This is a genomic window from Pseudarthrobacter sp. TE3704 (assembly GCF_056279405.1).
Window position 1 is genome coordinate 240,194 of sequence record NZ_JBWCCJ010000003.1, and the last position, 23,706, is coordinate 263,899.

Genomic DNA, 23,706 nt, shown 5'->3' on the forward strand with positions numbered 1-23,706 from the left:
CGGACCGAAACAAGGAAGTACTGAACAATGACGTTTGAAGCTGCCGAATCCGTGACGCTCAAGATCTGGGACCGCTCCACCGTGCACCACACGCTGGATGCCCTCGTTGAAGACCTCTCCACCCGCCACAACACCACCAAGGGCAGCATCGCTGTCACCTGCAGCGGCCCCAACACCTTCACGCTCAGCCTGAACAGCGGCGCTGCCTAACCTCCGCCAAATCCCCGGGCGAACCCTCGCCGGTGTGCTTGGTCACATCGGCCCCGAATGGGTTGCACTCTTCCCTCGCGACCATGCACCATGGAAAGAGGGGAATGCGCTTTCCCAATTGCTTGTCCTCACCGACGAGGACACGGCCGGACACACCGGGCCGCCAGACCGCAAGAAATGGAAGTTGAATAATGACGTTCGATGCCACTGACTCCGTGACCCTCAAAATCTGGGACAAGGCCACTCTCCACCACACGCTCGACTCCGCAGTCAGCGACCTCTCGGCACGGCACAACACCACCACCTGCCGCGTCGCCGTCACCTGCAGCGGCCCGAACACCTTCACCCTCAGCCTGCGCGGCGAGGACCGGGCCCTGGCGAACGCCTAGGCAGCCAGCCTCTGCTCAACGGAAGCGGCCGACGACGGGACCTCCCGCCGTCGGCCGTTTCCGTTTAAACCCCCATGGTGCCCGCAAGGGGCGGGCCGCATACTGGACGGGTGACGGCAAGCAGATGGCCTGGATTCGGCAGCCGGCGCGGACCCAGGGAGGTGTGGTCCGACTGGACGGCTGCAGATGAGGCCGGGGATGCGGAGCGGGCAGCACTGTATGCCTCCGAGATGCTCCGGCTGGCCCCGGATTCCTTCGACGCCTGGTTCCACGCCGGACTCCTGTCCAAGGCACAGGGTGAGTGGGCCCGGAGCCTGGAACGCAACGCGCGTGCAGTTGAGCTTTTTACGTCGCGGGACGCTGAGGAGTTCGACGGCGTTAATCCGGCCGCGTGGAACCTGGGCATTGCGGCCACGGCGCTGGGCGATTGGGCAACCGCCCGGCGGGCATGGACGGCCTACGGTGTCCAGGGCCTGGGAAGCGGCTTTGAACCCATCGACGAAGATTTTGGCATGGTGCCCATCCGGCTGAACCCGGACCAGCCGTCCCTCCCCCACCAGGCCCCGCCGTCGGCCGGAGCCGCCGAGGTGGTCTGGTGCTGGCGGCGAAGCCCTGCCCATGCCGTCATCGCGAATGTTCCGCTTCCGGAATCCGGGCACAGGTGCAGGGATGTCATCCTGCACGATGGCGAGCCGAAGGGATTCCGCCGGCTCGGCCAACAGGACGTAGCCGTGTTCGACGAGCTCAAACGGCTCGAGGACTCGGGCCTGCCCACCTGGGAAGCCAGGGTTGCCGGAGCCACCACGGACGACCTCCAGGAGTTGTCCGACCAGCTGGAACAGCGGGGACTGGGCCTGGATGACTGGTCCGGGATGCGCCTCATGTGCTCGGAGTGCTCGCACGGAACTCCCGAGGAGGGACACCATCATGAACCGGCGCCGCTGGACGCGGCCCGCCTGGGGCTGGCCGGCCCCGAACATGAGCTGAGCGGGATCCTGAAGGCCTGGACGGGCTCCCGGCCTGCGGTGGACCTGGACCTAACGCTGCTCTGGTGACGGGGTGTCCCGCCCTCGTTTCGCTTCCGGGCCCCAAGTAAACTGGCATCACACCGGAAGCGCCACTGCAAGCATAGGGACGTGATGAGGCAGCAATCACCGGCGCAAGCCGATCTTCTGGGGCCGGAAGCAGGGAAACCGGCCCGCACGGCCCTGGCCGTCATCCCCGCAGCCCTTGTATCGGCGTCGGGGTTCCTGCTCTTTGTGCGGGAGGACCGGCTCTCCGGATTCCTCCTCCTGGCGGTGGCCCTTGGCCTGGCGGGCTTCCTCAACAGGCGCCTCCTGATCGACCTGGCGCTGATCGCGGTGGGCCTGACCGCCATGAGCCTGGTCCCAATCACCACGGACATCAGCACCGAGCACATGGCGGTGATGGGAACGGCAATGATCCTGGCCGTGGGCATCCCCTATGCCGTATCGCGCTTCATCACCAAAGACCACGCCATCCGTTTCCCCGTCAGGACGGGGCAGCCGTGGACCCGCGCCGAGAAGTGGTACCTGCCCGCCGTCCTGGTAATCGGGTACGCCCTGATGCCGGTCTACATGATCCGCACCGGCGTCTATAACAACTGGCCCGCCGTGAGTGACGTGGACGGGATAGCCCGGCTCTTCCTCGGCACCAACGTGCTGGGCATCTGGGATGAGCTGTTCTTCATCTGCACGGCTTTCACACTCTTCCGCCGGCACCTCCCCGACTGGCAGGCCAACCTGCTGCAGGCCGTGCTCTTCACATCCTTCCTGTGGGAACTCGGCTTCCATGCGTGGGCGCCGTTCTTCATCTTCCCGTTCGCCCTGCTCCAGGCCCGGCTGTTCACGGTGACGAGGTCCCTCTCCTACATCGTCAGCGTGCACCTGCTGTTCGACTTCGTGCTGTTCCTGGTGCTGATCCACGCCCACAACCGCGCGTGGATCGACATCTTCCTCTACTGATCCTGTTCCCCGTGAGGGATTAGGCTGAAACCCGGATTTCTCACGCGGAACGGCGCGGCCGCCGGAACGCAGCGGCGAGCCGCCATAGATGATGCAGGAAGCAAATGGTGCAGGAAGCAGTTGGCCGGGACAGGCCCAAGGCGGCGACGATTTACGATGTCGCGGCGCTGGCCGGTGTTTCCCACCAGACTGTCTCCCGCTACCTGAAGGACAAAAACGCGCTCAAGCCGAGCACCCTGGAACGGGTGGAAAAGGCCCTCGCCGAGCTGAGCTACACCCCCAACCTGGCTGCCCGGTCGCTGCGGTCCCGGGAGCTGTACCGGGTGGTGGTGGTAGTCCCGGAGGCGTCCCTGTACTTCCCCGCGAGGATGCTCAACGGCGCGGCTGCGGCGGCCCATGCCGCCGGCTACCGGGTGGACGTGGTGGCCATGGAGGGAACAGAAGAAGCACGGAGCCGGCAGCTGCACACCCTCCTGGCGGGCGACGACATTGCCGGCATCCTTTCCTTCGTTCCCCAGCCGCAGACCACCGCTGCCGGCCACGCCTCCCGTGTTCCACTGGTGGTGGCCGGCGAATACGACAACCAGATGCGCGCGCTCGGCAGCATCGCCGACGGCACAGCCGCGGCCGGCATCGTGGAACACCTGGCGTCGCTGGGGCACCGCAACTTTTTCCACGTGGCAGGTCCTGCCGGCTGGCCTTCGGCGCACAACCGCCGGGCGGTGTACGAGGACACCGTCAGGGCACTGGGACTCAACTCCCTGGGCATCACCGCAGGTGACTGGTCGGCCTCGTCCGGTTACGAGGCTGGACTCGAGGTGGCTGCCGCAACGGACGTCACCGCGGTGGTGGTGGCGAACGACCAGATGGCCATCGGCGTCATCCGTGCATTGCACGATCGGGGCATTTCCGTTCCGGGCGATGTCAGCGTGTTTGGCTGGGACGACACTCCGGAATCAAAGTTCCACATTCCGTCCCTGTCCACGGTGCACATGGACCTAGAGGCACTCGGTGCCCGGAGCATGGCCGAGCTGACAGCCCGAATCCGCGGCGGGCAGCCACCCGCCAACCCCCTGGCGCTTCCGCCCATGGAACTGATCTACCGGGAATCAACAGGGCCGGTCCGCAGCTGACCCCGGGAAACCGGGGAACCGGAGCCCGGGACTCGGGACCCGGGAACCAGGAACCAGGAACCAGGGCCATACTGGGAACTGACACTCCTCATGAAAGGCGCATCATGTCCGATCCGGAGCTTGAGCTGCTGAGGCAGCGCGCCGCCCGCGGTGATTCCGATGCCGTCGATGAGCTGATCGAGCAGGCTGCAGAACGCGGGGACATGGCCGAGCTCCGCAGCCTGGCAGCCTCCGGAAGCCGGGATGCGGCCGACCAGCTGGTGGAGCTGGCCGCTGAAAGGAACGACCTGGACGAACTTCGGCGTCTTGCGGCCGGCGGCAACCAGGACGCGGCAGACGTGCTGGCGGAGATCGACAGCGAAGCAGACCCCTCGGGTTCCTAGCCGCGGTCCTTCTGCTGCTTTGTTGCGCCCCGCGTTTTGGGCAAGCCGGAACCGGCCACGTACCCTTACTTAGGCTTACCTAAGAAGAAGGAATTCGCGTGCCCACCACCTCACCAACTCCGCGACCCCATGCCCGCTGAGACCTTCCGCGACCCCTGGGGCATTCCCCACCTGCGCGCCGGCTCGGCTGATGAGCTGGCGTTTTTGCAGGGGCAGAACGCCGCCACGGACCGGTCCTGGCAGATCGAAATGGAGCGCTGGCGGTCGGAGGGCCGGACGGCCGAACAGCTGGGCCCCGAAGGACTGCCGTGGGACCGGTTCGCGCGCCAGGCCCGCATCGATGACACGGCGCGCCGCTGCTTCGAGAACCTGGACCCGGCCACGCAGCAGTGGTGCACGGCCTACGTGGACGGTGTCAACGATGCCCTTCGCTCCGGCCGCCGGGACGCCCGCGAGTTCGGGGACACCGGCACCGCGCCCGCCACCTGGGAGCCGTGGACTCCGCTGGGTGTTTTCCTGGTCCACCACATCCTGTTCAGCACCTTTCCCAACAAGCTGTGGCGGGACCATGTGGCCAAAACCCTCGGCCCGGATGCGGTGGGGCTGTTCAGCATTGAAGCGCCCGTGTGGGCCGGCAGCAACGCTTGGGCTGTTGCGGGCGGCCTTACCGCCACTGGTTCGCCCATGGTTGCCGGGGACCCGCACCGGCTCATGGAGCTGCCGGGCGTGTACCAGCAGGTGCGGCTCGCGTGCCCGGAGTTCGACGTCGTCGGGCTGGCTTTTCCAGGCGTGCCCGGACTGCCGCACTTCGGCCACACGGGGCAGGCGGCGTGGGCCGTCACCAATGCGATGGCGGACTACCAGGACCTCTACAGCGAGCAGCTGCGCCAGGACGGAGCGGCCCTGCTGGCCCTCGGGCCGGACGGCTGGGAGCCGGTGCCCGCGAACCATCAGGAGAAGATCCTGGTGCGCGGCGCATCCGCCGAGACCGTGGACATCATCGAAACACAGCGCGGGCCGGTCATTTCCGGCGGGCCCGACGGCGACGCGCTGAGTCTGCGGACACCGTCCAGGGCTGCGGGTCGGCTGGGTTTCGAGGCCCTCCTGCCGCTGTTGCGGAGCCGTTCTGCCGGTGACATTGAGGCTGCCCTGGAAGCATGGGTGGAGCCGGTCAACTGCGTCCTGGCCGCAGATTCCGGCGGGGACGTCCGGCAACTGGTGGCCGGCAAGGTTCCGGTGCGGAACCCGGAGAACCGGGTCCGGCCTGTTCCGGCGGAATCCCCGGACCACCAGTGGCACGGGGACTGGGTGGACCTGCCGGCGTCCCGCGTGGACAGGCTGGCCGTCAACGCCAACGACCGTGCTTCAGGCGGCGGGGACCTGACCGGCCTCGAATTCGCCCCTGCCCACCGGGCGCAGCGCATCCGGCACCTCCTGGAAGAACAGGCTGGCACCGGGCTCAGCAGTGACACCGGGATCAGCACTGCCCCTGGACTCACCGCTGACGACATGCAGCGCATCCATATGGACTGCCGGCTCGGATCGTGGCCTGCGCTGCGCCAGGTGCTGGTGGACCTGGATCCAACAACTGCCGCCCTGTCCGCCGCCGCCGTGGAACTGCGGGAGCGGCTGCTGGGCTGGGACGGACAGATGCATGCCGGCAGCACGGACGCTGCGGTCTTTGCCACCTGGCGGTCAGCGCTGGTGGTGGCCCTGGCCGGCACTCCCCTGCTGGCACCGCTCGCCGTGTCCACCGGGCACTCTCCCCTGTTCGCGCCGTGGCTGAACCCGGTGGCAAGGGTGGGCTTCGCGCTCGAAACCATCCTCGCCACAGGGCCCGCCTTCGGGATCGACGTCCCTGCCGCGGTGGGCCAGGCGCTCGAGGTGGCGGCAGCGGCGCCGTCGTCCGCTGCCTGGGGAGAAACCCACACCGTGCTGCCTCTGCATGCGATGGCGGACTACCCGGCGACGGGTGCCGCTGCGCCCGCCGTTCCGGCCACCGCCCTGTCAGGGGACACCGGCTGCGTGCTGTGCACGGAAAGCCTGCCGGGCGTCACGGATGCCTCGTTCCGCGGACCGGTGGCCCGCTACGTGTGGGACCTTTCGGACCGGGCGAAAAACCGGTGGATCGTGCCGTTCGGTGCATCCGGCAACCCTGCCGATGACAACTTCCTCAGCCAGCTGCCGCTGTGGGCCGCCGGCGAACTTCTCCCCGTCATCACCGACTGGGACCAGCTCACTAAGGAGAATCATGACCAGCACTGACACCGCCCTTCCGTACGCCGACCGGGAAGCCGAGTACGAGGAGGACCTTCCGGGGCTGGGCCGGCTGCGGCTGCTCCGCCTGGCGCCGGAGGAAGACGCGGACCTGATCCATGGCTGGGTGCGGGAGGAACGGGCCCGGTTCTGGGGCATGAACGGACTGGACCGGGACGAAGTGCGGGACATCTACCTGTTCCTGGACAGCCTGGACACGCACCACGGATACCTGATGACGGTGGACGGCCAGCCGGCCGGCATCTTCCAGACTTATGACCCCCAAGAAGATCCGGTGGCTGAGGCCTATCCGGCCCGGGCTGAGGACGCCGGCCTGCACCTGCTGCTGGCCCCGGCCGCACGCCCGGTCCCTAACTTCACGCCCACCCTGCTGTCCGGACTGGTCCGGTTCCTGTTCTCGGATCCGGCCAAGGACCGGGTGGTGGCGGAGCCGGACGCCCGGAACAGCAAGGCGATCGGGCGCTTCGTGGGGTTCGGGTTTAAGGCTGGTCCCACGGTCCAGCTGACCGAAAAGGAAGCGCAGCTGGTGTTCCTGACCCGGGAAAAGTTCGAAGCACGTTCGGCCGGGTAGGGCCCGGCCAGGGCCCTACTCTTCGCCGCTGTCCTTTGCTTCCAAGTACTTGGCCATGGCCTCGCAGGCTTGGTTCCAGCGTGCATTCATCGCGTGCCGGCTCAACGGTGCGAACATTCCGTCGAGGACTTTCTCCACTGCGTCGTATGCGGCATCCAGGGCTCGTTCCTGCGCCGCCGGGCTGTAATAGTTCATGACAGTGATTCGTTGTGGCTGGAGGCCCGGATGGCGGAATACCGGGCCGTTTAGCCGGCCGGCCGGAGCGAGGTGATCATCCTTCGGATGTTCTGGTATTCGGTGGTGTCCATGTACTTCCGGGCCTGTTCAAGGTACGGCAAGGACTCGCTGCCGGGGGTCCTGTTGTTGTCCGGGTTGTAGAAGGCACCGAACATGGCGGCGGTGGGCGGCCATGTGAAGAAATGGAAGATGGGGCAGGCAGTGTCGCCGGTGGGAGCCTCAACTGTGGTGATGCCGTAAGCGGCAGCAGGGGTATCGGCCGGGCCGGGAGCGGTGGCGTCGCCGCGGGTTTCAAAGACGTACCGGGGCACATCCCCGTTCTGGGCCAGGGCCGGCATCTGCTGCGACTCAAACTCGGAGAAGGGGTACTTCTCCATGCAGGTGGATCCCGTGGCCATATTGGTCCGCAGCGTGGCCAGTGGCCGGCCCGCTTCGTTGGTCACCTCGGCGAAAGCCCCGCCGCCTTCGGGCAGCTCCCCGGCCGGGTCCCGCACGCTCCACGCGGGCGGAAGGTCAAAGGCCAGCTGCCCGTCCGCCGTCGTGAATGTCTTCCAGGCCGCCTTTGTGGCGGTAGGCCCGGCGGTGGGCTCCACTGTGGCGGTTGCGGTGGCGATTGCGGTGGCCGTCTGCACGGCCGACGGCGAGGCAGACGGCGGCGAGGTAGTGGCCGACGGACTGGGTGCAGTGCTCATCGCCGCCGGCGTGGTGGCCGTGGGCTGCCCTGCCTGCGGGCCGCATCCGGCAACCGCAACACCAACCAGAATCAATGCGGGAAACAGACCGCGGGACCTTCTCATCACACCCTCCCAGGGTACGAAAAACCTGTCCCTTCATTGTGGAACCGCCGGCGCACGAAGGAGCGGAAACCGCGGGATTGCCGCCCAAACGTTGCGGCGAATAACAAAACTGCTCCCGGTCTCACACATACGGCGGGCCGGTCCCACAAGGAACCGGCCCGCCGTCGCGATGTCCGTGTTACAGGGTGGCGGTGTCGATCACGAAGCGGTACCGGACGTCGGAGGCCAGGACTCGCTCGTAGGCGTCGTTGATCTTGTCCGCGGGGATCACCTCGACCTCAGCACCGATGCCGTGTGCGGCGCAGAAGTCCAGCATCTCCTGGGTTTCGCGGATGCCGCCGATCATGGAGCCGGCGAAGGAGCGGCGGCCCGTGATCAGGGCGAAGGCGTTGACCGGGAGCGGCTCGGCAGGGGCGCCGACGTTCACCAGGGCACCGTCGAGGGTCAGCAGCTGCAGGTAGGAGCTGATGTCGATCGAGGCGCTGACCGTGTTGATGATCAGGTCGAATGTCCCGGCAAGCTGCTCGAACGTGGAGGGGTCGCTGGTGGCGTAGTAGCTGGTGGCGCCCAGGCGCAGCCCGTCCTCCTGCTTCTTCAGCGACTGGGACAGGACGGTGACGTCGGCACCCATCGCGGACGCGAGCTTGACGGCCATGTGCCCAAGTCCGCCCAGGCCCACGACGGCAACCTTCTTGCCCGGCCCGGCGCCCCAGCGGTGCAGCGGTGAGAACGTGGTGATGCCGGCGCAGAGCAGCGGCGCGGCGACGTCGAGCTCGATGCCTTCGGGGATGCGCACCACGAAGTCTTCGGTGACCACCACGTGGGTGGAGTAGCCGCCCTGGGTGATGGTCCCGTCGCGGTCAACGGCGCCGTAGGTGCCCACCATGCCGTTGAGGCAGTACTGCTCCTCGCCCTTGACGCAGTTGGCGCACTCGCGGCAGGAGTTGACCATGCAGCCAACGCCCACCCGGTCGCCCACGGCGTGCTTGGTGACGGCGGAACCCACCTCGGTGACAACGCCGGCAATTTCGTGCCCGGGAACCAGCGGGTACTGCTGCGGGCCCCAGTCACCGCGGACGGTGTGGATGTCCGAGTGGCAGATGCCGGCGAACTTGATCTCGATCAGGACGTCGTGGGGGCCGACGGCGCGGCGCTCGATGGTGGTTGAAACGAGGTCCTCTGTGGCGGACGGGGATGCATAGGCCTTGACGGTGGTCATGGTTCTCCTGTGGTTCTTGGGGGGATAACGAAATGCTACAGGGGTTCATTAACATCAAACCCGCAGTTGGGGTGCCCAGCGAGGGCCCTGCTGTAACGGGTTATGGCAGAACCCCTTTAGCGGGTCGGGCCAGGACGAGGAGGCCGAACAGGGACAGCAGTGCCCCGCCGATCATGAGCAGCGCCATGGGAACGGCCGTGTCGGAGCCGCCCAGCCCGGCGATCGGTGCGACGACGCCCGCGGTGGTCCACTGGACAAGGCCCAGCACCGCCGAACTGGTGCCCGGGTGTTCTGGCACCTCCGCCGAGGCGAGGGCGCCGCCATTGGTGTTGATCAGGCCCTGCGCCACCATGAGGGCGAAGAAGCTGCCCATCGCCACCAGCAGCGGTGTGGCCCACCACAGGGCTCCGGCCAGCATGGCCACCCCGGCGGCAAGGGCGATGACCTGGCCTGTGAGGATGACGCGGCGGGTCGGCACGCGCCCGGCCAAACGCGCCGAGACCAGCGCGGCGATGGTCATGCCGCCCGCATTCGCCGCGAAGACGAGCGAGTACGCCACGGGCGAGAGCCCGTTCATGTTCTGCAGGATGAACGCTGACGTGGCCACGTAGGCGAACAGGGCAATAAAGGCCGACGACGCCACCACGACGTAGCCGACAAAGCGGCGGTTTGAGAGGACGGCCTTCGCCGCGCGGCCGAATTCCCGCAGCCCGCCTGCGTGCCGCTTTTCCGGCGGCAGCGTCTCCGGAACGATGAACAGCGCGCAGAGGGTCATCAGGATGCCGAGGGCGGCAAGCGACCAGAACGTCATCCGCCACCCTGTCAGCTGGAGGATGACCGCTCCGAGGAGGGGGCTGATGATCGGTGCCACGCCGCCGATCCCCATCACAAGGTTGAGGACGCGGACCAGCTGCGGTCCATGGGCCAGGTCCACGATGACGGCCCGGCCGATGACCATGGCCCAGCCGCCGCCGAAGCCCTGCAGGAACCGGGCCAGCATCAGGATCCCGACGTCCGGTGCGGTGGCGCAGGCAATGGACGCCGCTGTCATCAGGACAGTACCCGCCACCAGCGGCAGCCGCCGGCCGCGCTGGTCGCTGAAAGGGCCGCCCACCAGCTGTCCAAGCCCCATGCCGGCGAAAAACGTGGTCAGCGTCAACTGCACAGCGGATGCGGTGGAGCCGAACTCCTCGGACACCTGCGGGAAGGCCGGGACGTACATGTCGGTGGCCAGCGGTGCCACGGCTGTCAGGAAGATGACCGTGGCAACCAGGGTGGCAGGCACGGCACCAGGCGCCGGCCGGAGGCCGTCCCGGGAGTGCGTGACGCTTGCGCGCATGCGGTGGTGCTCCATCCGGTGGTGGCGAAAGGGGGGACCGTTCCATCAAACCGGCTGCCGGGAAACGTAGCGAGGGTCCTGCCGTAACTGGTTCTGGCAGGACCCTCCTTACGGCTTTCGGTTTCGTCGTAACGTGTCCCTATGGATAACCGAGCCGAGGTACGACAGTTCCTTTCGACCCGCCGTGGGCGCATCACACCCGAGCAGGCGGGGCTGGAACCGTACGGCGGGCGGCGGCGGGTGCCGGGACTGCGGCGTGAGGAGGTGGCCCGGCTGGCCGGGGTCAGCGTGGACTACTACACGCGGCTGGAGCGCGGAAACCTCACGGGGGTTTCCGACAGTGTGCTGGACGCCATTGCGGGGGCACTCGAGCTGGACCGCGCGGAACATGACCACCTCTACGACCTCGCCCGGGCGGCCAACACATCGGGACGCAAACGGGCTGCGAGCGCCGGCGGCTCTGCCCCGTCAGGGGTGCGGCCGGAACTGCAGTATCTCCTGGACACCATTACGGGGGCGCCGGCCTTTATCGGGAACAACCGGTTGGACATCGTGGCGGCCAACACCCTGGGCTACGCGTTGTACTCGGACATGTACCGCGGCACGGCACGGCCGGCGAACCATTCCCGGTTCATCTTCCTGGACCCCCGGGCACACGATTTCTACACCGACTGGGACCGGGCGGCCAACGTGAACGTGGCCATCCTGCGCCGGGAAGCGGGCCGCAGCCCGCACGACAAGGGCATCGCCGAGCTGGTGGGCGAGCTTTCCATGCGCAGTGACGAGTTCCGGACCCGCTGGGCAGCCCACAATGTCCGGCGGCACTACGCCGGAACGAAGATCTTCAAGCACCCGGTGGTGGGCCTGCTCGAATTGAACTACCAGGTCCTGGGCCTGGAGGAGGACCCGGGCCATACCCTCACGGTCTACCCCGCCACGCCGGGCAGCCCCTCGGACGAGGGCCTGAAACTCCTGGCGTCCTGGGCTGCCACGGAGAACATTGTCGAGGCAGCCCTGGCCCACTCCCGGAGCTAGCCGGAAGGTTACTCCGGCAGTCCGATACCGGTGTACTGTTCCAGCCGGTCCAGCAGTTCGGCCCTGAACGCTTCGCTGTCCACCGCCGGGTGCGGTTTCCGCCGCTGCTGGTGGAACCAGTACCCGCCTGACCCTGCAGCGTTGTCCGCATCCAGCGCCAGCCATACCTGGGTGGCATGACCCAGTTCCAGGTCATCCGGCGCGCCGGGGCCGCCCATCCGCGTCGGGACCCAGCCGGGATCCACCGCGTTGCTGGCGACGTCCGGCCAGCGCACCGCCACCGCCGCCGCGAGCGCGGTGACGTACAGCTTGCTGTCCGAGTAGGCGCCCGGCCGGCCGGTTGCATCCGCCCAGTCCGCGGTGGCGAGGTCCGTGGAGCCGGAGCGGTGCATGCCGCTGCTGAGATAAACGATCCGGCGCGGCCTGCCCATGACGGCGGTCATGACATACGGCGCAACCGTGTTCACGCTGAAGATGTCCGGGCCACGGTAAACGCCGGCGTTGTGGATGATCGCGTCGAAGGGGCCGAAGGACTCGGCCTCCTCCGCAACCCTTATGGCCTCTGCGGGGTCGGCGAGGTCGCCGGACACCGTGCCGCGGGCCTGGTCCCGCAGCCCGGACACGGCGTCCAGCCGTGATTCGCTCCTGGCGTGCAGCACCACCTCGTGGCCCAGCCGGATCAGTTCCTTCGAGGCATTCAACCCGAGCCCGCCGGCGGAACCGGTGATCAGTATCCTGGCCATGCCACTACTCAACCAGCGGGACTGCGAGGATCCGGTCATCCCCGGGCTCCGGGTCCCCCCGGCCGTCGGTGTTGTTGGTCAGGAACCACAGCTGACCGTCCGGAGCCAGCGCGACGTCACGGATCCGGCCGTACTCACGGCTGTAGTGCTCGGTGGATGTGCTGGGGTCGGAGACGGGGACCGACCGCAGGACCTGTCCCCGAAGGTTGGCGATGAACAGGGTTCCGCCGGCATGGGCCATGCCGCTGGGGCTGGCAGCCCCGGTTTGCCATTGCTGCACGGGATCCACAAAGCCCTCCCTCCCGGCGATCCCCTCAACGGTGGGCCAGCCATAGTTGGCGCCGGCGGTGATGATGTTCAGCTCGTCCCAGGTGTTCTGCCCGAATTCGGTGGCGAACATGGTTCCGTCGTCCGCCCACGCTAATCCCTGCGGGTTCCGGTGCCCGTAACTGTAGGTCAGGGAGCCCGGGAACGGGTTGTCGGCCGGAACATCGCCCTCGGGGGTCATCCGCAGGATCTTGCCGGCCAGGGAGTCCCGGTCCTGGGCACTGTCCCGCTGTTGCGCGTCCCCGGCCGTTACGTACAGCATGCCGTCGGGACCAAAGGCGATGCGGCCGCCGTCGTGGGTACTCGCGGCTGGAATCCCGTCAAGGAGTGTCTCCGGCTGTCCCAGAGCCAGCGATCCTGCCGCACCGGTGATGGGGAAGCGCTGGACCCGGTTGCCGTCCTCCGCCGTTGAATACACAAACAGGTCTCCGCCGCTGCCTACGGCAAGACCGAGCAGGCCTGCCTCGCCCCGGTCCGCCACGCCGTCGACCGTCCCGATGGAGCGCGAGGAACCATCCGCGGCGAGCTCGAGGATGCGTCCGCTGTTGCGCTCGCTGACAAGTGGCGTGCCGTTGCGGAACACCACGGACCACGGGGCCTGCAGGTCCGTTGCCACCGGCCGGGGTTCGCCACCGATGGTGCCGGCCGCGGTCTTGGTGGGTTCATTGGACGGTGCGGATGTGGGGGGTGGAGATGCAGGCGGCTCGGACGAAACCGGGGCGGATGATGCCGGGGCAGGGGAAGTGCTGGACGGCGGCGCGGGCGGCGCTGCCGTGCAGCCTGCCAGCAGGATGCCTGTCCCGAGGGCAGCTGCCGTAAGGGCCCAATGGCGCATGTACTTCTCCTAACGAGTCGTTCCAGTCACATTAACCCCCGTTGCGCATCATGGCGTCACGTTGCCCGGTTTGTCCCCCGGATGGCGCCATAAGTAGCGCCGTTTCCTCCCGTTTCGCTTCCGTTGCGGGGTGCTGGCCATCGCCCTGCAGCCCGTGCTTAGGTGTTTCCACGGCACACGCCAGGCCAAGCGCAACACCCACTGACAGTGAACAGGAGGACCGATGCCGCATCCATCCAACCGCCCGCAAGGCACCCGCACTTTCGGTCCGTGTTGCCTCCGCCGAATGTGCACCTAGTCCCTGGTTTCGACAAGCTCAACCACCAGCCGCTGACGTAGCAGCACCACCGCCACAGCGTCCGACGGCGGCCCGCACCTCCTTCCCTTTTCCCGGCTGTCCGGGTCCCCTGGCGCTTCGTCGCGCCCTGATCCCCGCATACCGTCCCTTCGAAAGGCACAGCATGTCCCCCGCTGCATCCTCCCCGCCCCAACCGTCCTCCACCGGTGCTTTCAGCCGGCGGCGCGCCCTGGGCGCACTCCTGGCGATTCCCGCCGTCGGGCTCCTGACGGCCTGCGGCGGAGCCGCCACCGCCGGCAACCCCACCAGCCAGGCGTCCTTCGCCCCGCTCGCCACGTCCGTTCCCGCCGGCACCACCATCACCGTGGGTGATCCCAGCATCCGGGTTGCCCTGGAACTGTCCGGCCTGATCAAGGACCTGGACGGCATCAACGTGGAGTTCGCCAATATCTCCGGCGGCCCCCAGACCACCGAAGCGTTCCGGGCCAATGCCCTGGACGTCGGCTCGGTGGCGGACATCCCGCCCATCCACGCCACCTGGACCGGCCTGGACGTGCGGATCATCGCCAGCGCCTACCGGCAGGACGCCGTGAACCACCCGCTGTACGAACTAGGCGTCGCCCCCGGCTCCGGGATCACCAAACTGGAGGACCTGCGCGGCAAGAAGGTGGCGTACAGCCCGGGCCAGGCCCAGGGCGCCCTGGTCCTGCGGATCCTGGAAAAGGCCGGGCTCGCCCAGGATGACGTGAAGCTCATCGAGTTGCCCAGCACGGGTGACGCCTACTCCTCCGCGCTGTCCAGCAAGCAGGTTGATGCGGCGCCGCTGGGCGGCGTCCAGATCAAGCGGTACCTCGCCAAGTACAAGGCCGACGGCGCCACCACCCTCCGCCACGGCCTCCGCGACGACCCCGGGCACCTGTACTCCCCCGCCAAGGTCCTCGCCGATCCTGCCAAGGCCGCCGCGCTGGCCAAGTACGTGGAAGCGTGGGGCAAGGCCCAGCGCTGGATCGAGGACCACCCCAAGGAGTGGCTCGAAGGCTACTACATCAAGGACCAGGGCCTCTCCGCGGAGGATGGCCAGTACCTGATCGATGCCGCCGGCAAACGGGACGTCCCCACCACCTGGACCGAAGCCATCGAACGGCACCAACAGACCATCGACCTGCTCGCCAGGGAGCAGAAGAAGCCGCAGCTGAAGGCGGCGGACCTCTATGACACCCGCTTTGAGGCCATCGCCGGCACCGCCTTCGCCACGGCCGGCAAGGGCGGTGCAGCGTGAGCGCGGCCCCGGTCCTGGAACGTCCCGCCGTCGAACCCCACTTGGACCCGGCCCTCGCGTCACGCGAGGACGTGCGGCCCACCGGCAGGAGGCTGGGCCCCGGACGACGGCGGCGCCTGGCCTGGCTGCTGGGCCCCTCCGCGCTGCTGGGGCTCTGGACAGTTTCTTCGGCAACAGGGCTGCTGGACCCGCGGATCCTCTCCGAACCCTGGACCGTGGTGGCCACCGCCGGTGAACTCCTGGCCGACGGCAGGCTGCAGGAAAACCTCGCCATCTCCGCCCAGCGGGCCGGTTTGGGGTTGTTCTTCGGCATCGTGGTGGGCGCCCTGCTGGCCCTCGTGTCCGGGCTGAGTCGCGTAGGTGAGGCACTGATCGACGGGCCGGTGCAGATCAAGCGCGCCATCCCCGGCCTCGCCCTGATTCCGCTCCTCATCCTGTGGTTCGGCATCGACGAGACCATGAAGGTCCTCACCATCACGCTGGGCGTCTTCGTCCCCATCTACCTGCAGACCCACGCCGGGCTGCGCGGCATCGACCTGCGCTACGTCGAGCTCGCCCAGACAGTGGGGCTCAGCCGTGCAGCGTTCATCCGCAAGGTGGTTCTTCCCGGCGCCCTGCCCGGGTTCTTCCTGGGCCTGCGCTTCGCCGTCACCGGAGCCTGGGTGTCCCTGGTGGTGGTGGAACAGATCAACGCCACCAGCGGCATCGGCTACATGATGGAGCTCGCCCGCACCTACGGCCAAACCAACATCATCGTCCTCGGACTGGCTGTCTATGGCATTCTCGGCCTGTTGTCCGACGGCGCCGTCCGCTTCCTCGAACGAAAGGCCCTCTCATGGCAGCGCACTCTGGCGGGCTGACCGCCGTCGGCTCCTCCTCCGGCGCAGCCCCTGCAGCTGGTGCCGGCAACGCAGTTTCGGTCCGGAACCTGATCCGCGGCTTTGGCCCGAAAGGCGTCCTGAACGGTGTGGACCTGGACATCGCCCCCGGCGAGTTCGTGGCCCTCCTCGGCCCCAGCGGCTGCGGCAAAAGCACCCTGCTCCGGGCCCTCGCCGGGCTGGACCACGACGTGAAAGGCAGCGGCGTCATCACCGTCCCGGACCGCGTCTCCGTGGTCTTCCAGGATTCTAGGCTGCTGCCCTGGGACAGCGTGCTGGGCAACGTCACCCTGGGCCTTCGGGAGCACGACGCCGAGTCCCGGGCACGCAAGGCCCTCGCCGAAGTGGGGCTCGCCGGCCGGGAAAAATCCTGGCCCCACGAGCTTTCCGGCGGCGAGCAGCAGCGCGTGGCGCTGGCCCGGTCGCTGGTCCGCGAGCCGCAGCTGCTGCTGGCCGACGAGCCCTTCGGGGCCCTCGACGCCCTTACCCGCATCAAGATGCACGGGCTGCTCCAGGATTTGGTGGCCGCGCACCGCCCGGCCGTCCTGCTGGTGACCCACGATGTGGACGAAGCCATCGCCCTCGCGGACCGGATCGTGGTGCTGGACCACGGCCGCGTTGCCACCGTCCGCACCGTAACGCCGGACGTCAGCACCGCGGTGGATGCCGCCGGCCACGAAGCCCTGCGCCGCGACCTCCTTGCCGACCTTGGCGTCGTCGGCACCAGCCACTGACCCTCCCGACCCGAAGGACCATCCCATGACTTCCGACAACACCTCCCGGAACCGCCTGCTCCACCTGAACGCCTTCCTGATGAGCACCGGACACCACGAGGCGTCCTGGCGGCTGCCGGAGAGCGACCCGCACTCCAGCACGGACATCGAGCACTACAAAAAGCTCGCCCGGACGGCCGAGCGCGGCAAGCTGGACTCGATTTTCTTCGCCGACTCCCCCGTGCTCTTCGGCGAGGTGGGCCGGCGCCCGTCAGGCAAGCTTGAGCCCACCGTGCTCCTTACCGCCATCGCCGGCGCGACGGAACGCATCGGCCTGATTGCCACCGCCTCCACCACTTACAACGAACCCTTCAACCTGGCCCGCCGGTTCGCATCCGTGGACTGGGCCAGCGGCGGCCGCGCGGGGTGGAACGTGGTCACCACAGCCGGCCCTGACGCAGCACGCAACTTCGGCGTGGACGACCAGCCCGCCCACGCCGTCCGGTACGAACGTGCCGCTGAGTTCATCGAGGTGGCACAGAAGCTGTGGGACAGCTGGCAGGATGACGCAGTGCCCGCGGACAAGGCCGAGGGCGTGTGGGGCGATGCCGACAAGATCCGCGTGATCGACCATGAGGGCAAGCACTTCAAGGTCCGGGGACCGCTGAACGTGCCCCGCTCGCCGCAGGGCCATCCGCTGATCGTCCAGGCCGGCTCGTCGGAGGACGGCAAGGACCTCGCCGCACGCTATGCGGACGCCGTCTTCACCGCCCACCAGACGCTCGCGGATGCACAGGCCTTCTACCAGGACCTCAAGAAGCGCACCGCCGCCGCCGGACGTGATCCGGAGAGCATCAAGATCCTGCCGGGCATCGTGCCGGTCATCGGTGCAACGGAAGCGGAGGCCCTGGAGCTGGAGCGGGAACTGGACCGGCTGATCAAGCCGGAATACGCCCGGATCCAGCTGGCCAAGACCCTGCGTGTTTCCCCGGAGGACCTGCCCCTGGACCGCCAGCTTCCGGACAATTTGCCCAGCGAGGACGAGATCGAGGGCGCCAAGAGCCGCTACACGCTGATCGTCCAGCTGGCCCGCCGCGAAAAGCTCACCGTCCGCCAGCTGATCGGACGCCTGGGCGGCGGACGCGGGCACCGCACCTTTACGGGTACCCCGGTCCAGGTTGCAGATGCCATCCAGGAATGGTTCGATGGCGGGGCGGCGGACGGCTTCAACATCATGCCGCCGGTGCTGCCCTCGGGGCTGGAGACGTTCGTGGACCAGGTGGTGCCCATCCTCCAGGAACGCGGCCTGTTCCGCACCGAATACAGCGGCAGGACGCTGCGGGAACACTACGGGCTGGAGCGCCCCGCCAACCGCTACGCCGGCGCGGGTGCAGGGGAACTGGCATCCATCGGATCGGCGTTCTGATGGGCCGGCAGCTCAAACTCAACCTGTTCATCTACCCCGGCGGGCACCACGAGGCCGCCTGGCGGCACCCGAAATCCCGGACCGACCGGGTCCTGGACATCCGCTTTTACCAGGAGCTGGCACAGCGCGCGGAGGCCGCCAAGCTGGATGCCGTGTTCTTTGCGGACGGTCCGGCGCTGGAGAGCAACGTGCAGTATGCCACCCGTTTCCGGCTGGAGCCGTTCACATGGCTGTCCGCCATTGCGGTGGCAACGGAACGGATCGGCCTGATCGGCACGGCCAGCACCACTTACCTTGAGCCGTACAACGCGGCGCGCCTGTTCGCGTCCCTGGACCACCTGAGCGGCGGCCGCGCGGGCTGGAACATCGTCACCACCGGCGCGGAGCGGGCGGCCCGGAACTTCGGGCTGGACGAGCATCCGCCGCACGCCGAGCGCTACTCCCGGGCGGATGAGTTCGTCCGGGTGGCGGGCAAGCTCTGGGACAGCTGGGAGGACGGGGCGGTGGTGTCCGACGCCGGCACGGGGGTTTTCGCCGACACCTCGCTCATCCACGCGATTGGGCACGAGGGCGAACACTTCCGGGTGGAGGGACCGCTGAACACCCCGCGGTCCCCGCAGGGCCGGCCGGTGTTCGTGCAGGCAGGGTCCTCCGCCGACGGCAAGGCCTTCGCCGCACAGCATGCGGAAGCGGTGTTCACCGCACACCAGACCATCCAAAGTGCCCAGGGATTCTATGCGGACATCAAGGCGCAGGCCGCTGCGAACGGCCGGGACCCGGGGCAGCTCCTGGTCCTGCCGGGCATCAGCCCCTACCTGGGCTCCACCGAGGCGGAGGCACGGGCGCTCAAGCAGGAGTTCGACGAGCTGACCCAGCCGGAGTACGGGCTGGGCATCCTGCGGAAACTGCTGGGCGTGGACCTGGACGGCGTGGCCCTGGATAAGCCCTTCCCGCCGGACCTGCTGGCGGCAGCGGGCAGGGCGGGCAGCCGCAGCCAGCTGCTCCTGGACGTGATCCGGCGGGAAGGCCTCACTGTCCGGCAGGTGCTGCACCGCTTCGCCGGCGCCCGCGGGCACTATGTGTTCGCCGGAACCCCGGTGCAGGTGGCGGACGAGATCCAGCGCTGGTTCCAGGACGGCGCCGCGGACGGGTTCAACATCATGCCGCCGTGGCTGCCCGGCGGCTTCGAGGCCTTCGCCGACGAAGTGGTCCCCATCCTGCAGTCACGCGGCCTCTTCCGCACCGAGTACACCGGCCGGACCCTCCGTGACCATTTCGGCATCGACCGTCCGGAAAGCCAATACACCGGCGCAAACTCATATAGCACCGCAGGCCAGCAGCACCAACAACTATTAGGAGCATCCGCATGACCGAATACCGCAGCCTGGGGTCCACCGGCCTCAAGGTCAGTCCTCTGACGCTGGGCACCATGATGTTCGGGGCCATCGGCAACCCGGACCACGAGGATTCCATCCGGATCATCCACCGGGCCCTGGATTCCGGCATCAACCTGGTGGACACCGCCGATGTCTACTCCAAGGGCGAATCCGAGGTCATCGTGGGCAAGGCCCTCAAGGGCCGCCGGGACGACGTGGTGCTGGCCACCAAGGTCCATGGCCGCCTCGGCGAGGACGTGAACCAGGCGGGCAACTCCCGCCGCTGGATCATCCGCGAGGTGGAGGACAGTCTGCGCCGGCTGCAGGCGGACTGGATCGACCTCTACCAGGTGCACCGGCCCGAGCCGGACACGGACATCGATGAGACGCTGGGGGCGCTCACCGATCTGGTGCGGCAGGGCAAGATCCGCTACATCGGCACCTCCACCTTCGACCCGGGCCAGATCGTGGAGGCCCAGTACGTAGCCCGCGAGCGCCACCGTGAGCGGCCCGTGACGGAGCAGCCGCCGTACTCGATCCTGGCCCGCGGGGTGGAACGCGAAGTGCTGCCGCTTGCCCAGCGCCACCGGCTCGGCGTCCTGCCGTGGAGCCCGCTGGCCGGCGGCTGGCTGAGCGGCCGGATCAAGGCCGACGGCGCGCACAGCACCTCCAGCAGGGCCGCCCGGCAGCCGGAACGGCACGACCCGTCGTCGGCCGAAAATGCCCGCAAGACGCAGGCCGTGCTGGAGCTGACCGAACTGGCGGACCAGGCCGGACTGTCACTCATTCACCTGGCCCTCGGGTTCGTGCTGGAACACCCGGCCGTCACGTCCGCGATCATCGGGCCGCGGACGCTGGAGCACCTGGAGGGGGCGCTCGGCGCGGACAAGGTCAGCCTGTCCAAGGACGTGCTGGACCGGATCGACGAGATCGTCCCGCCCGGCACCACGCTGAACCAGGCAGACGCCGGCTACCGGCCGCCGTCGCTGACGGATCCGTTGCTGCGCCGCCGCAGCCGCTAGCCCTGCGCTGAACGTTCGGCGGCGGAAGATTCTGGGGCGGAAGGTTCGACGGCGGCAGACGGGCGGGTGCCGTCGTCGCCGTCGTCTCCTTCCGCCGCTGCAGGGGGCTGGGGCTTGTAGACCCACGCCACCAGCACCACCGAGATGATCATCAGCAGGAACCAGGCCACCAGCTTCTCCAGGCCCACGGGGTGCCAGCCGTCCACCTGGCTCGGGTACAGCCAGGCGCCGGACCAGGTGGCGATGTTCTCGGCGATCCAGATGAACAGGGCCACCAGCAGGAACGCGATGACCAGCGGCATGCGGAACTGCTTCCGGAACACGCGGAAGTGCATCACGCACCGGCCGTAGATGACCACGACGGCGGCAAGCAGCACCCAGCGCAGGTCCCAGATGTAGTGGTGGGTGAAGAAGTTGGCGTAAATGGCCGCGCCCAGGACCGCCGTGAACCAGCGCCGCGGATAGCCGGCGAACCGCAGGTCGAACAACCGGTAGACGCGGACCATGTAGGATCCCACCGCGGCGTACATGAAGCCGCTGAAGAGCGGCACCGCCCCTATCCGCAGGAAGCCTTCGGCCTCGTAGGACCAGGAACCGACGTCGGTCTTGAACAGCTCCATCACCGTGCCCACCAGGTGGAACAGGATGATCACCCGCAGTTCACGGAGGGTCTCGAGCTTGAAGGCGACCATCAGGATCTGGATGGTTACGGCGGCGAGCGTCAGGAAGTCGTTGCGGGCCAGCGCCGCCGTGTCCGGGTACCAGAGGCGGGCCGCCATGAGGACCGCGAGGAGGGCGGCACCGAAGATGCAGGCCCAGCCCTGTTTGAGGCCGAAGACGATGAACTCGGTGAGCTTTGCTGTAAGACCGCCGGCCGGGGCGTTGGCCAGGAAGCGGCGGGCCCGTTCGTCGATCCGCTGCTCTACCTGGGTGGAACTACGCACGTACTCCCTGACGCTGGGCGGACTGTCGGTTCTTGTGGAGGTCTTTATCCAGCTCGCCCAGGCAGTAGTCCTTGAACCAGTGCCGGATCCGCCGCGGAAGTTTGGGGTAGGTGACGGCGAGAACGCGCATGGTGCGGTCGAAGCGGCGCTGGTGGCGGCCGCTCCACGGCAGGCCGAAGTCCTGCCGGACGTGCGGGGGCAGGAACCCGGCGGTGAGGAACCTGGCGGGCGGAATGATGGCGCGGTACCAGAGCGCCGTGTGCTTCGGGAACAGCAGGCCGCGGCCCACGCGGACGCCACCGGCCTCGGCTCGGAGGGTGGAGATGCGCTGGTCCCAGTAGCGGCGGAAAGCCGCCCGGTCCTCCGGCCACATGTCCGGCGGAAGCTGCAGGGCTGTGCCGATCCTCGCGTAGTCGCGGTACATTGCATCGGCTGACTCGTCGTCGAGCGGGCCGTAGATCTTTTCGATGATGGTGATCGCCGTGTCGTACAGCGTGGCCACCACCCAGAGCTGGAGTTGGGGGTCGAAGGCGTTGTACCCGGGGGATTCTTCGTTAGCGGCCCGGCGGACCGGAACATGCGCCCGGTTCACGCGGCGGCGGACCTCGTTCACCTGCTCGTCAGTGCCGTACACGATGGCATAGACGTACGTCAGCGTTCCCTTGAGCCGGTTGACCGGACGCCCCACGAACGTGCTGTGCTCGTCAACGCCGCGGCCAACGGCCGGGTCGGCAAGCTGCAGAAGGAGGGCCCGTCCCGCACCGGCGAGCAGGATGCCTTCTCCGCCGTAGTCGGCCATTCCTCGCACCATCTCAACAGGGTACCGGAGGAGCCAAAGAAGGGGCGACGGCGGAACTTCCCGCCGTCGCCCCTTCTGCTGTCTATTGCTATCAGGCCTTGTGTACTTCGAGGTCCTCGAGGGACTTGCCCTTGGTGTCTGTGGACAGGAAGGTGGCCACGGCGGCGACGAGGCAAATGCCGAAGGTAATGAGCCCGATGACCACGGGAACGTTGGCCGAGCCGGGAGGAGCCACGGCGGTGAAGATGCTCGGGAAGAAGGACGCGATCATGAGGCCGACGTTCTGTGACACCGCGAAGCCGGTCACCCGGATCCGCATGGGGAACTGCTCCTGGAAGAACGTGGCAAACGTCGAGTTCCACATCTGGAAGAAGATTCCCTGGACGATCACAACGCTGACGAAGACCAGGAACAGGCTCCTCTGGTCAATCGCCCACAGGTAGCCGCCCGCTGCCAGGCCGCCGCCGAGTCCGCCGGCCACCATCAGCACCCGCCGGCCGATCTTGTCGGACAGGGCGCCGAACATCGGGATGGTCACTACTGCGGCGATGTTGGCCACGAGGGTCACCCACAGGAACTCGCTGCTGGAGAAGCCGATGCCGTAGCCCTCCTGGGTGGCGTAGGAGACACCAAAGATGAGGGTGGCCATTCCGATCACGTTGGTGAACGTCATGATGACGCACAGGATCATGACCCGCGGGTGGGTGCGCAGGAGGTCGAGGAGCGGGAACCGGCGCTTCGCCGCAGCGCTGTCAGACTGCGCCAGGTAGGCCGGGGGCTCCTGGACCCGGCGGCGAATGATGTACCCGGCAAGGATCACGAAGGCGCTGAGCAGGAACGGAATGCGCCAGCCCCAGGTCTGGAACTGGTCGGCAGGGAGAAGGGCAGCCAACGGAAGCAGGACACCGGTGGCCAGGATGGAGCCTACCTGCGTGCCCTGGAGGCTGAAGCTTGCGAAGAAGCCGCGCCGGGCGTCAGGCGAATGCTCCACGATCATTGCGCTGGCGCCGCCGAGTTCGCCTGCCACCGCAAACCCCTGGACAAGGCGGAGGATCACGAGGAGGACGGGAGCGAGGATGCCCACCTGCCCGTACGTGGGCAGGAGCCCGACGGCGAACGTCGCGAAGCCCATGAGCAGCATGGCCAGGACAAGCACGTTCTTGCGCCCGTGCTTGTCGCCGTATGCACCCAGGACAATGGCGCCGACGGGGCGGGAGACGTAGCCCACCGCATAGGTCGCCAGCGAGGCGATGATCGCGACAGTGGGGTTTTCGGACGGGAAGAAGATGGCGGGGAAGATGAGCGTGGCGGCAAGGCCGTACAACGCGAAGTCGTAGTACTCAAGGGCGCCGCCGATCCAGCCGCTCATCGCGGCCCTCTTCGGATCCCTGCCCCCGGCGCCGGTCGTGGGGCCGGGTTGGGCATGCACGGTGGGCGTTATGCTCATGCGCTGATTTCCTTCGTCTTCGTTGGCAAGGAACCGGAGTGCTT

The 23,706-nt window shown here is 67.8% G+C and carries 24 protein-coding genes; 15 read left to right on the forward strand and 9 right to left on the reverse strand.

Annotated elements, in window-relative coordinates; all coding sequences use genetic code 11:
- The first annotated feature begins 27 nt into the window (after positions 1-27).
- The 8 genes from ACZ9BC_RS08850 to ACZ9BC_RS08885 all read left to right on the forward strand — a co-directional run bounded on the left by ACZ9BC_RS08850 (position 28) and on the right by ACZ9BC_RS08885 (position 6,948).
- On the forward strand, positions 28-210 hold the full coding sequence (locus tag ACZ9BC_RS08850) for a hypothetical protein (RefSeq protein ID WP_476245596.1): 183 nt from the start codon (positions 28-30) through the stop codon (positions 208-210).
- A gap of 191 nt (positions 211-401) precedes the next feature.
- The gene (locus ACZ9BC_RS08855) at positions 402-599 is read left to right on the forward strand and encodes a hypothetical protein (RefSeq protein ID WP_115523869.1); all 198 of its coding nucleotides are present in this window, start codon (positions 402-404) and stop codon (positions 597-599) included.
- A 110-nt stretch (positions 600-709) separates the two neighbouring features.
- Entirely contained in the window at positions 710-1,654 is a 945-nt protein-coding gene (locus tag ACZ9BC_RS08860; RefSeq protein ID WP_476245597.1) for a tetratricopeptide repeat protein, read from the forward strand.
- A gap of 84 nt (positions 1,655-1,738) precedes the next feature.
- Positions 1,739-2,584 (forward strand): CPBP family glutamic-type intramembrane protease, encoded by an 846-nt coding sequence (locus ACZ9BC_RS08865; RefSeq protein ID WP_476245979.1) that lies wholly within the window; start codon positions 1,739-1,741, stop codon positions 2,582-2,584.
- 104 nt (positions 2,585-2,688) lie between these two features.
- Complete coding sequence (locus tag ACZ9BC_RS08870; RefSeq protein WP_476245598.1) at positions 2,689-3,717, forward strand: LacI family DNA-binding transcriptional regulator; 1,029 nt, start codon at positions 2,689-2,691, stop codon at positions 3,715-3,717.
- Between the two features lie 104 nt (positions 3,718-3,821).
- Complete coding sequence (locus ACZ9BC_RS08875) at positions 3,822-4,100, forward strand: hypothetical protein (protein ID WP_476245599.1); 279 nt, start codon at positions 3,822-3,824, stop codon at positions 4,098-4,100.
- A 129-nt stretch (positions 4,101-4,229) separates the two neighbouring features.
- On the forward strand, positions 4,230-6,365 hold the full coding sequence (locus tag ACZ9BC_RS08880) for a penicillin acylase family protein (protein ID WP_476245600.1): 2,136 nt from the start codon (positions 4,230-4,232) through the stop codon (positions 6,363-6,365).
- Positions 6,352-6,948 carry a GNAT family N-acetyltransferase gene (locus ACZ9BC_RS08885; protein WP_476245601.1) on the forward strand — a complete coding sequence of 199 codons (597 nt, stop codon included), beginning with the start codon at positions 6,352-6,354 and terminating at the stop codon, positions 6,946-6,948. The genes ACZ9BC_RS08880 and ACZ9BC_RS08885 overlap by 14 nt, the downstream gene beginning before the upstream one ends.
- Before the next feature lie 15 nt (positions 6,949-6,963).
- Here ACZ9BC_RS08885 and ACZ9BC_RS08890 read toward each other — a convergent pair whose 3' ends face one another.
- The 4 genes from ACZ9BC_RS08890 to ACZ9BC_RS08905 form a co-directional block, all read right to left on the reverse strand.
- Complete coding sequence (locus ACZ9BC_RS08890; RefSeq protein WP_079595056.1) at positions 6,964-7,143, reverse strand: hypothetical protein; 180 nt, start codon at positions 7,141-7,143, stop codon at positions 6,964-6,966.
- Between the two features lie 50 nt (positions 7,144-7,193).
- Positions 7,194-7,982: a hypothetical protein gene (locus tag ACZ9BC_RS08895; RefSeq protein ID WP_476245602.1), complete on the reverse strand. Its 789-nt coding sequence runs from the start codon at positions 7,980-7,982 to the stop codon at positions 7,194-7,196.
- A gap of 178 nt (positions 7,983-8,160) precedes the next feature.
- Positions 8,161-9,201 (reverse strand): NAD(P)-dependent alcohol dehydrogenase, encoded by a 1,041-nt coding sequence (locus tag ACZ9BC_RS08900; RefSeq protein WP_476245603.1) that lies wholly within the window; start codon positions 9,199-9,201, stop codon positions 8,161-8,163.
- 100 nt (positions 9,202-9,301) lie between these two features.
- Positions 9,302-10,540 carry a multidrug effflux MFS transporter gene (locus ACZ9BC_RS08905; protein ID WP_476245604.1) on the reverse strand — a complete coding sequence of 413 codons (1,239 nt, stop codon included), beginning with the start codon at positions 10,538-10,540 and terminating at the stop codon, positions 9,302-9,304.
- Positions 10,541-10,681: 141 nt separating this feature from the next.
- Here ACZ9BC_RS08905 and ACZ9BC_RS08910 point away from each other — a divergent pair, with 141 nt between their 5' ends.
- Positions 10,682-11,575 carry a helix-turn-helix transcriptional regulator gene (locus tag ACZ9BC_RS08910; RefSeq protein ID WP_476245605.1) on the forward strand — a complete coding sequence of 298 codons (894 nt, stop codon included), beginning with the start codon at positions 10,682-10,684 and terminating at the stop codon, positions 11,573-11,575.
- A gap of 8 nt (positions 11,576-11,583) precedes the next feature.
- On the opposite strand, the gene ACZ9BC_RS08915 is transcribed toward ACZ9BC_RS08910, so the two are convergent.
- Positions 11,584-12,318 carry an SDR family NAD(P)-dependent oxidoreductase gene (locus tag ACZ9BC_RS08915; RefSeq protein ID WP_476245606.1) on the reverse strand — a complete coding sequence of 245 codons (735 nt, stop codon included), beginning with the start codon at positions 12,316-12,318 and terminating at the stop codon, positions 11,584-11,586.
- A 4-nt stretch (positions 12,319-12,322) separates the two neighbouring features.
- Positions 12,323-13,480 (reverse strand): PQQ-dependent sugar dehydrogenase, encoded by a 1,158-nt coding sequence (locus tag ACZ9BC_RS08920; RefSeq protein WP_476245607.1) that lies wholly within the window; start codon positions 13,478-13,480, stop codon positions 12,323-12,325.
- 461 nt (positions 13,481-13,941) lie between these two features.
- On the opposite strand from ACZ9BC_RS08920, the gene ACZ9BC_RS08925 reads away from it, so the two are divergent.
- The 6 genes from ACZ9BC_RS08925 to ACZ9BC_RS08950 are packed head-to-tail and all read left to right on the forward strand — an operon-like array spanning position 13,942 to position 20,472.
- Positions 13,942-15,057: an ABC transporter substrate-binding protein gene (locus ACZ9BC_RS08925; protein WP_476245608.1), complete on the forward strand. Its 1,116-nt coding sequence runs from the start codon at positions 13,942-13,944 to the stop codon at positions 15,055-15,057.
- On the forward strand, positions 15,054-15,917 hold the full coding sequence (locus tag ACZ9BC_RS08930) for an ABC transporter permease (RefSeq protein WP_476245609.1): 864 nt from the start codon (positions 15,054-15,056) through the stop codon (positions 15,915-15,917). Before ACZ9BC_RS08925 ends, ACZ9BC_RS08930 begins: the two co-directional genes overlap by 4 nt.
- Positions 15,893-16,669 carry an ABC transporter ATP-binding protein gene (locus tag ACZ9BC_RS08935; protein ID WP_476245610.1) on the forward strand — a complete coding sequence of 259 codons (777 nt, stop codon included), beginning with the start codon at positions 15,893-15,895 and terminating at the stop codon, positions 16,667-16,669. Before ACZ9BC_RS08930 ends, ACZ9BC_RS08935 begins: the two co-directional genes overlap by 25 nt.
- A 25-nt stretch (positions 16,670-16,694) precedes the next feature.
- Positions 16,695-18,074 (forward strand): LLM class flavin-dependent oxidoreductase, encoded by a 1,380-nt coding sequence (locus ACZ9BC_RS08940; RefSeq protein WP_476245611.1) that lies wholly within the window; start codon positions 16,695-16,697, stop codon positions 18,072-18,074.
- The gene (locus tag ACZ9BC_RS08945; protein WP_476245612.1) at positions 18,074-19,444 is read left to right on the forward strand and encodes an LLM class flavin-dependent oxidoreductase; all 1,371 of its coding nucleotides are present in this window, start codon (positions 18,074-18,076) and stop codon (positions 19,442-19,444) included. The genes ACZ9BC_RS08940 and ACZ9BC_RS08945 overlap by 1 nt, the downstream gene beginning before the upstream one ends.
- Entirely contained in the window at positions 19,441-20,472 is a 1,032-nt protein-coding gene (locus tag ACZ9BC_RS08950) for an aldo/keto reductase (protein WP_476245613.1), read from the forward strand. The genes ACZ9BC_RS08945 and ACZ9BC_RS08950 overlap by 4 nt, the downstream gene beginning before the upstream one ends.
- On the opposite strand, the gene ACZ9BC_RS08955 is transcribed toward ACZ9BC_RS08950, so the two are convergent.
- From ACZ9BC_RS08955 to ACZ9BC_RS08965, 3 genes are all read right to left on the reverse strand, one after another.
- On the reverse strand, positions 20,469-21,416 hold the full coding sequence (locus ACZ9BC_RS08955) for a DUF817 domain-containing protein (protein WP_476245614.1): 948 nt from the start codon (positions 21,414-21,416) through the stop codon (positions 20,469-20,471). The two genes, ACZ9BC_RS08950 and ACZ9BC_RS08955, sit on opposite strands and share 4 nt — an antisense overlap.
- Positions 21,409-22,227, reverse strand: a complete 819-nt coding sequence (locus tag ACZ9BC_RS08960) for an oxygenase MpaB family protein (protein ID WP_476245615.1) — start codon at positions 22,225-22,227, stop codon at positions 21,409-21,411. Before ACZ9BC_RS08960 ends, ACZ9BC_RS08955 begins: the two co-directional genes overlap by 8 nt.
- Positions 22,228-22,306: 79 nt before the next feature.
- Positions 22,307-23,662, reverse strand: a complete 1,356-nt coding sequence (locus ACZ9BC_RS08965) for an MFS transporter (RefSeq protein ID WP_476245616.1) — start codon at positions 23,660-23,662, stop codon at positions 22,307-22,309.
- Between the last annotated feature and the right edge of the window lie 44 nt (positions 23,663-23,706).

Bases quoted from the DNA above. Each gene is read 5' to 3' on its own strand.
- ACZ9BC_RS08850 (WP_476245596.1), top strand. From the start codon at position 28: ATGACGTTTGAAGCTGCCGAATCCGTGACGCTCAAGATCTGGGACCGC.
- ACZ9BC_RS08855 (WP_115523869.1), top strand. From the start codon at position 402: ATGACGTTCGATGCCACTGACTCCGTGACCCTCAAAATCTGGGACAAG.
- ACZ9BC_RS08865 (WP_476245979.1), top strand. From the start codon at position 1,739: ATGAGGCAGCAATCACCGGCGCAAGCCGATCTTCTGGGGCCGGAAGCA.
- ACZ9BC_RS08870 (WP_476245598.1), top strand. From the start codon at position 2,689: ATGGTGCAGGAAGCAGTTGGCCGGGACAGGCCCAAGGCGGCGACGATT.
- ACZ9BC_RS08875 (WP_476245599.1), top strand. From the start codon at position 3,822: ATGTCCGATCCGGAGCTTGAGCTGCTGAGGCAGCGCGCCGCCCGCGGT.
- ACZ9BC_RS08880 (WP_476245600.1), top strand. From the start codon at position 4,230: ATGCCCGCTGAGACCTTCCGCGACCCCTGGGGCATTCCCCACCTGCGC.
- ACZ9BC_RS08885 (WP_476245601.1), top strand. From the start codon at position 6,352: ATGACCAGCACTGACACCGCCCTTCCGTACGCCGACCGGGAAGCCGAG.
- ACZ9BC_RS08890 (WP_079595056.1), bottom strand. From the start codon at position 7,143: ATGAACTATTACAGCCCGGCGGCGCAGGAACGAGCCCTGGATGCCGCA.
- ACZ9BC_RS08895 (WP_476245602.1), bottom strand. From the start codon at position 7,982: ATGAGAAGGTCCCGCGGTCTGTTTCCCGCATTGATTCTGGTTGGTGTT.
- ACZ9BC_RS08900 (WP_476245603.1), bottom strand. From the start codon at position 9,201: ATGACCACCGTCAAGGCCTATGCATCCCCGTCCGCCACAGAGGACCTC.
- ACZ9BC_RS08905 (WP_476245604.1), bottom strand. From the start codon at position 10,540: ATGCGCGCAAGCGTCACGCACTCCCGGGACGGCCTCCGGCCGGCGCCT.
- ACZ9BC_RS08910 (WP_476245605.1), top strand. From the start codon at position 10,682: ATGGATAACCGAGCCGAGGTACGACAGTTCCTTTCGACCCGCCGTGGG.
- ACZ9BC_RS08915 (WP_476245606.1), bottom strand. From the start codon at position 12,318: ATGGCCAGGATACTGATCACCGGTTCCGCCGGCGGGCTCGGGTTGAAT.
- ACZ9BC_RS08920 (WP_476245607.1), bottom strand. From the start codon at position 13,480: ATGCGCCATTGGGCCCTTACGGCAGCTGCCCTCGGGACAGGCATCCTG.
- ACZ9BC_RS08925 (WP_476245608.1), top strand. From the start codon at position 13,942: ATGTCCCCCGCTGCATCCTCCCCGCCCCAACCGTCCTCCACCGGTGCT.
- ACZ9BC_RS08935 (WP_476245610.1), top strand. From the start codon at position 15,893: ATGGCAGCGCACTCTGGCGGGCTGACCGCCGTCGGCTCCTCCTCCGGC.
- ACZ9BC_RS08940 (WP_476245611.1), top strand. From the start codon at position 16,695: ATGACTTCCGACAACACCTCCCGGAACCGCCTGCTCCACCTGAACGCC.
- ACZ9BC_RS08945 (WP_476245612.1), top strand. From the start codon at position 18,074: ATGGGCCGGCAGCTCAAACTCAACCTGTTCATCTACCCCGGCGGGCAC.
- ACZ9BC_RS08950 (WP_476245613.1), top strand. From the start codon at position 19,441: ATGACCGAATACCGCAGCCTGGGGTCCACCGGCCTCAAGGTCAGTCCT.
- ACZ9BC_RS08960 (WP_476245615.1), bottom strand. From the start codon at position 22,227: ATGGTGCGAGGAATGGCCGACTACGGCGGAGAAGGCATCCTGCTCGCC.
- ACZ9BC_RS08965 (WP_476245616.1), bottom strand. From the start codon at position 23,662: ATGAGCATAACGCCCACCGTGCATGCCCAACCCGGCCCCACGACCGGC.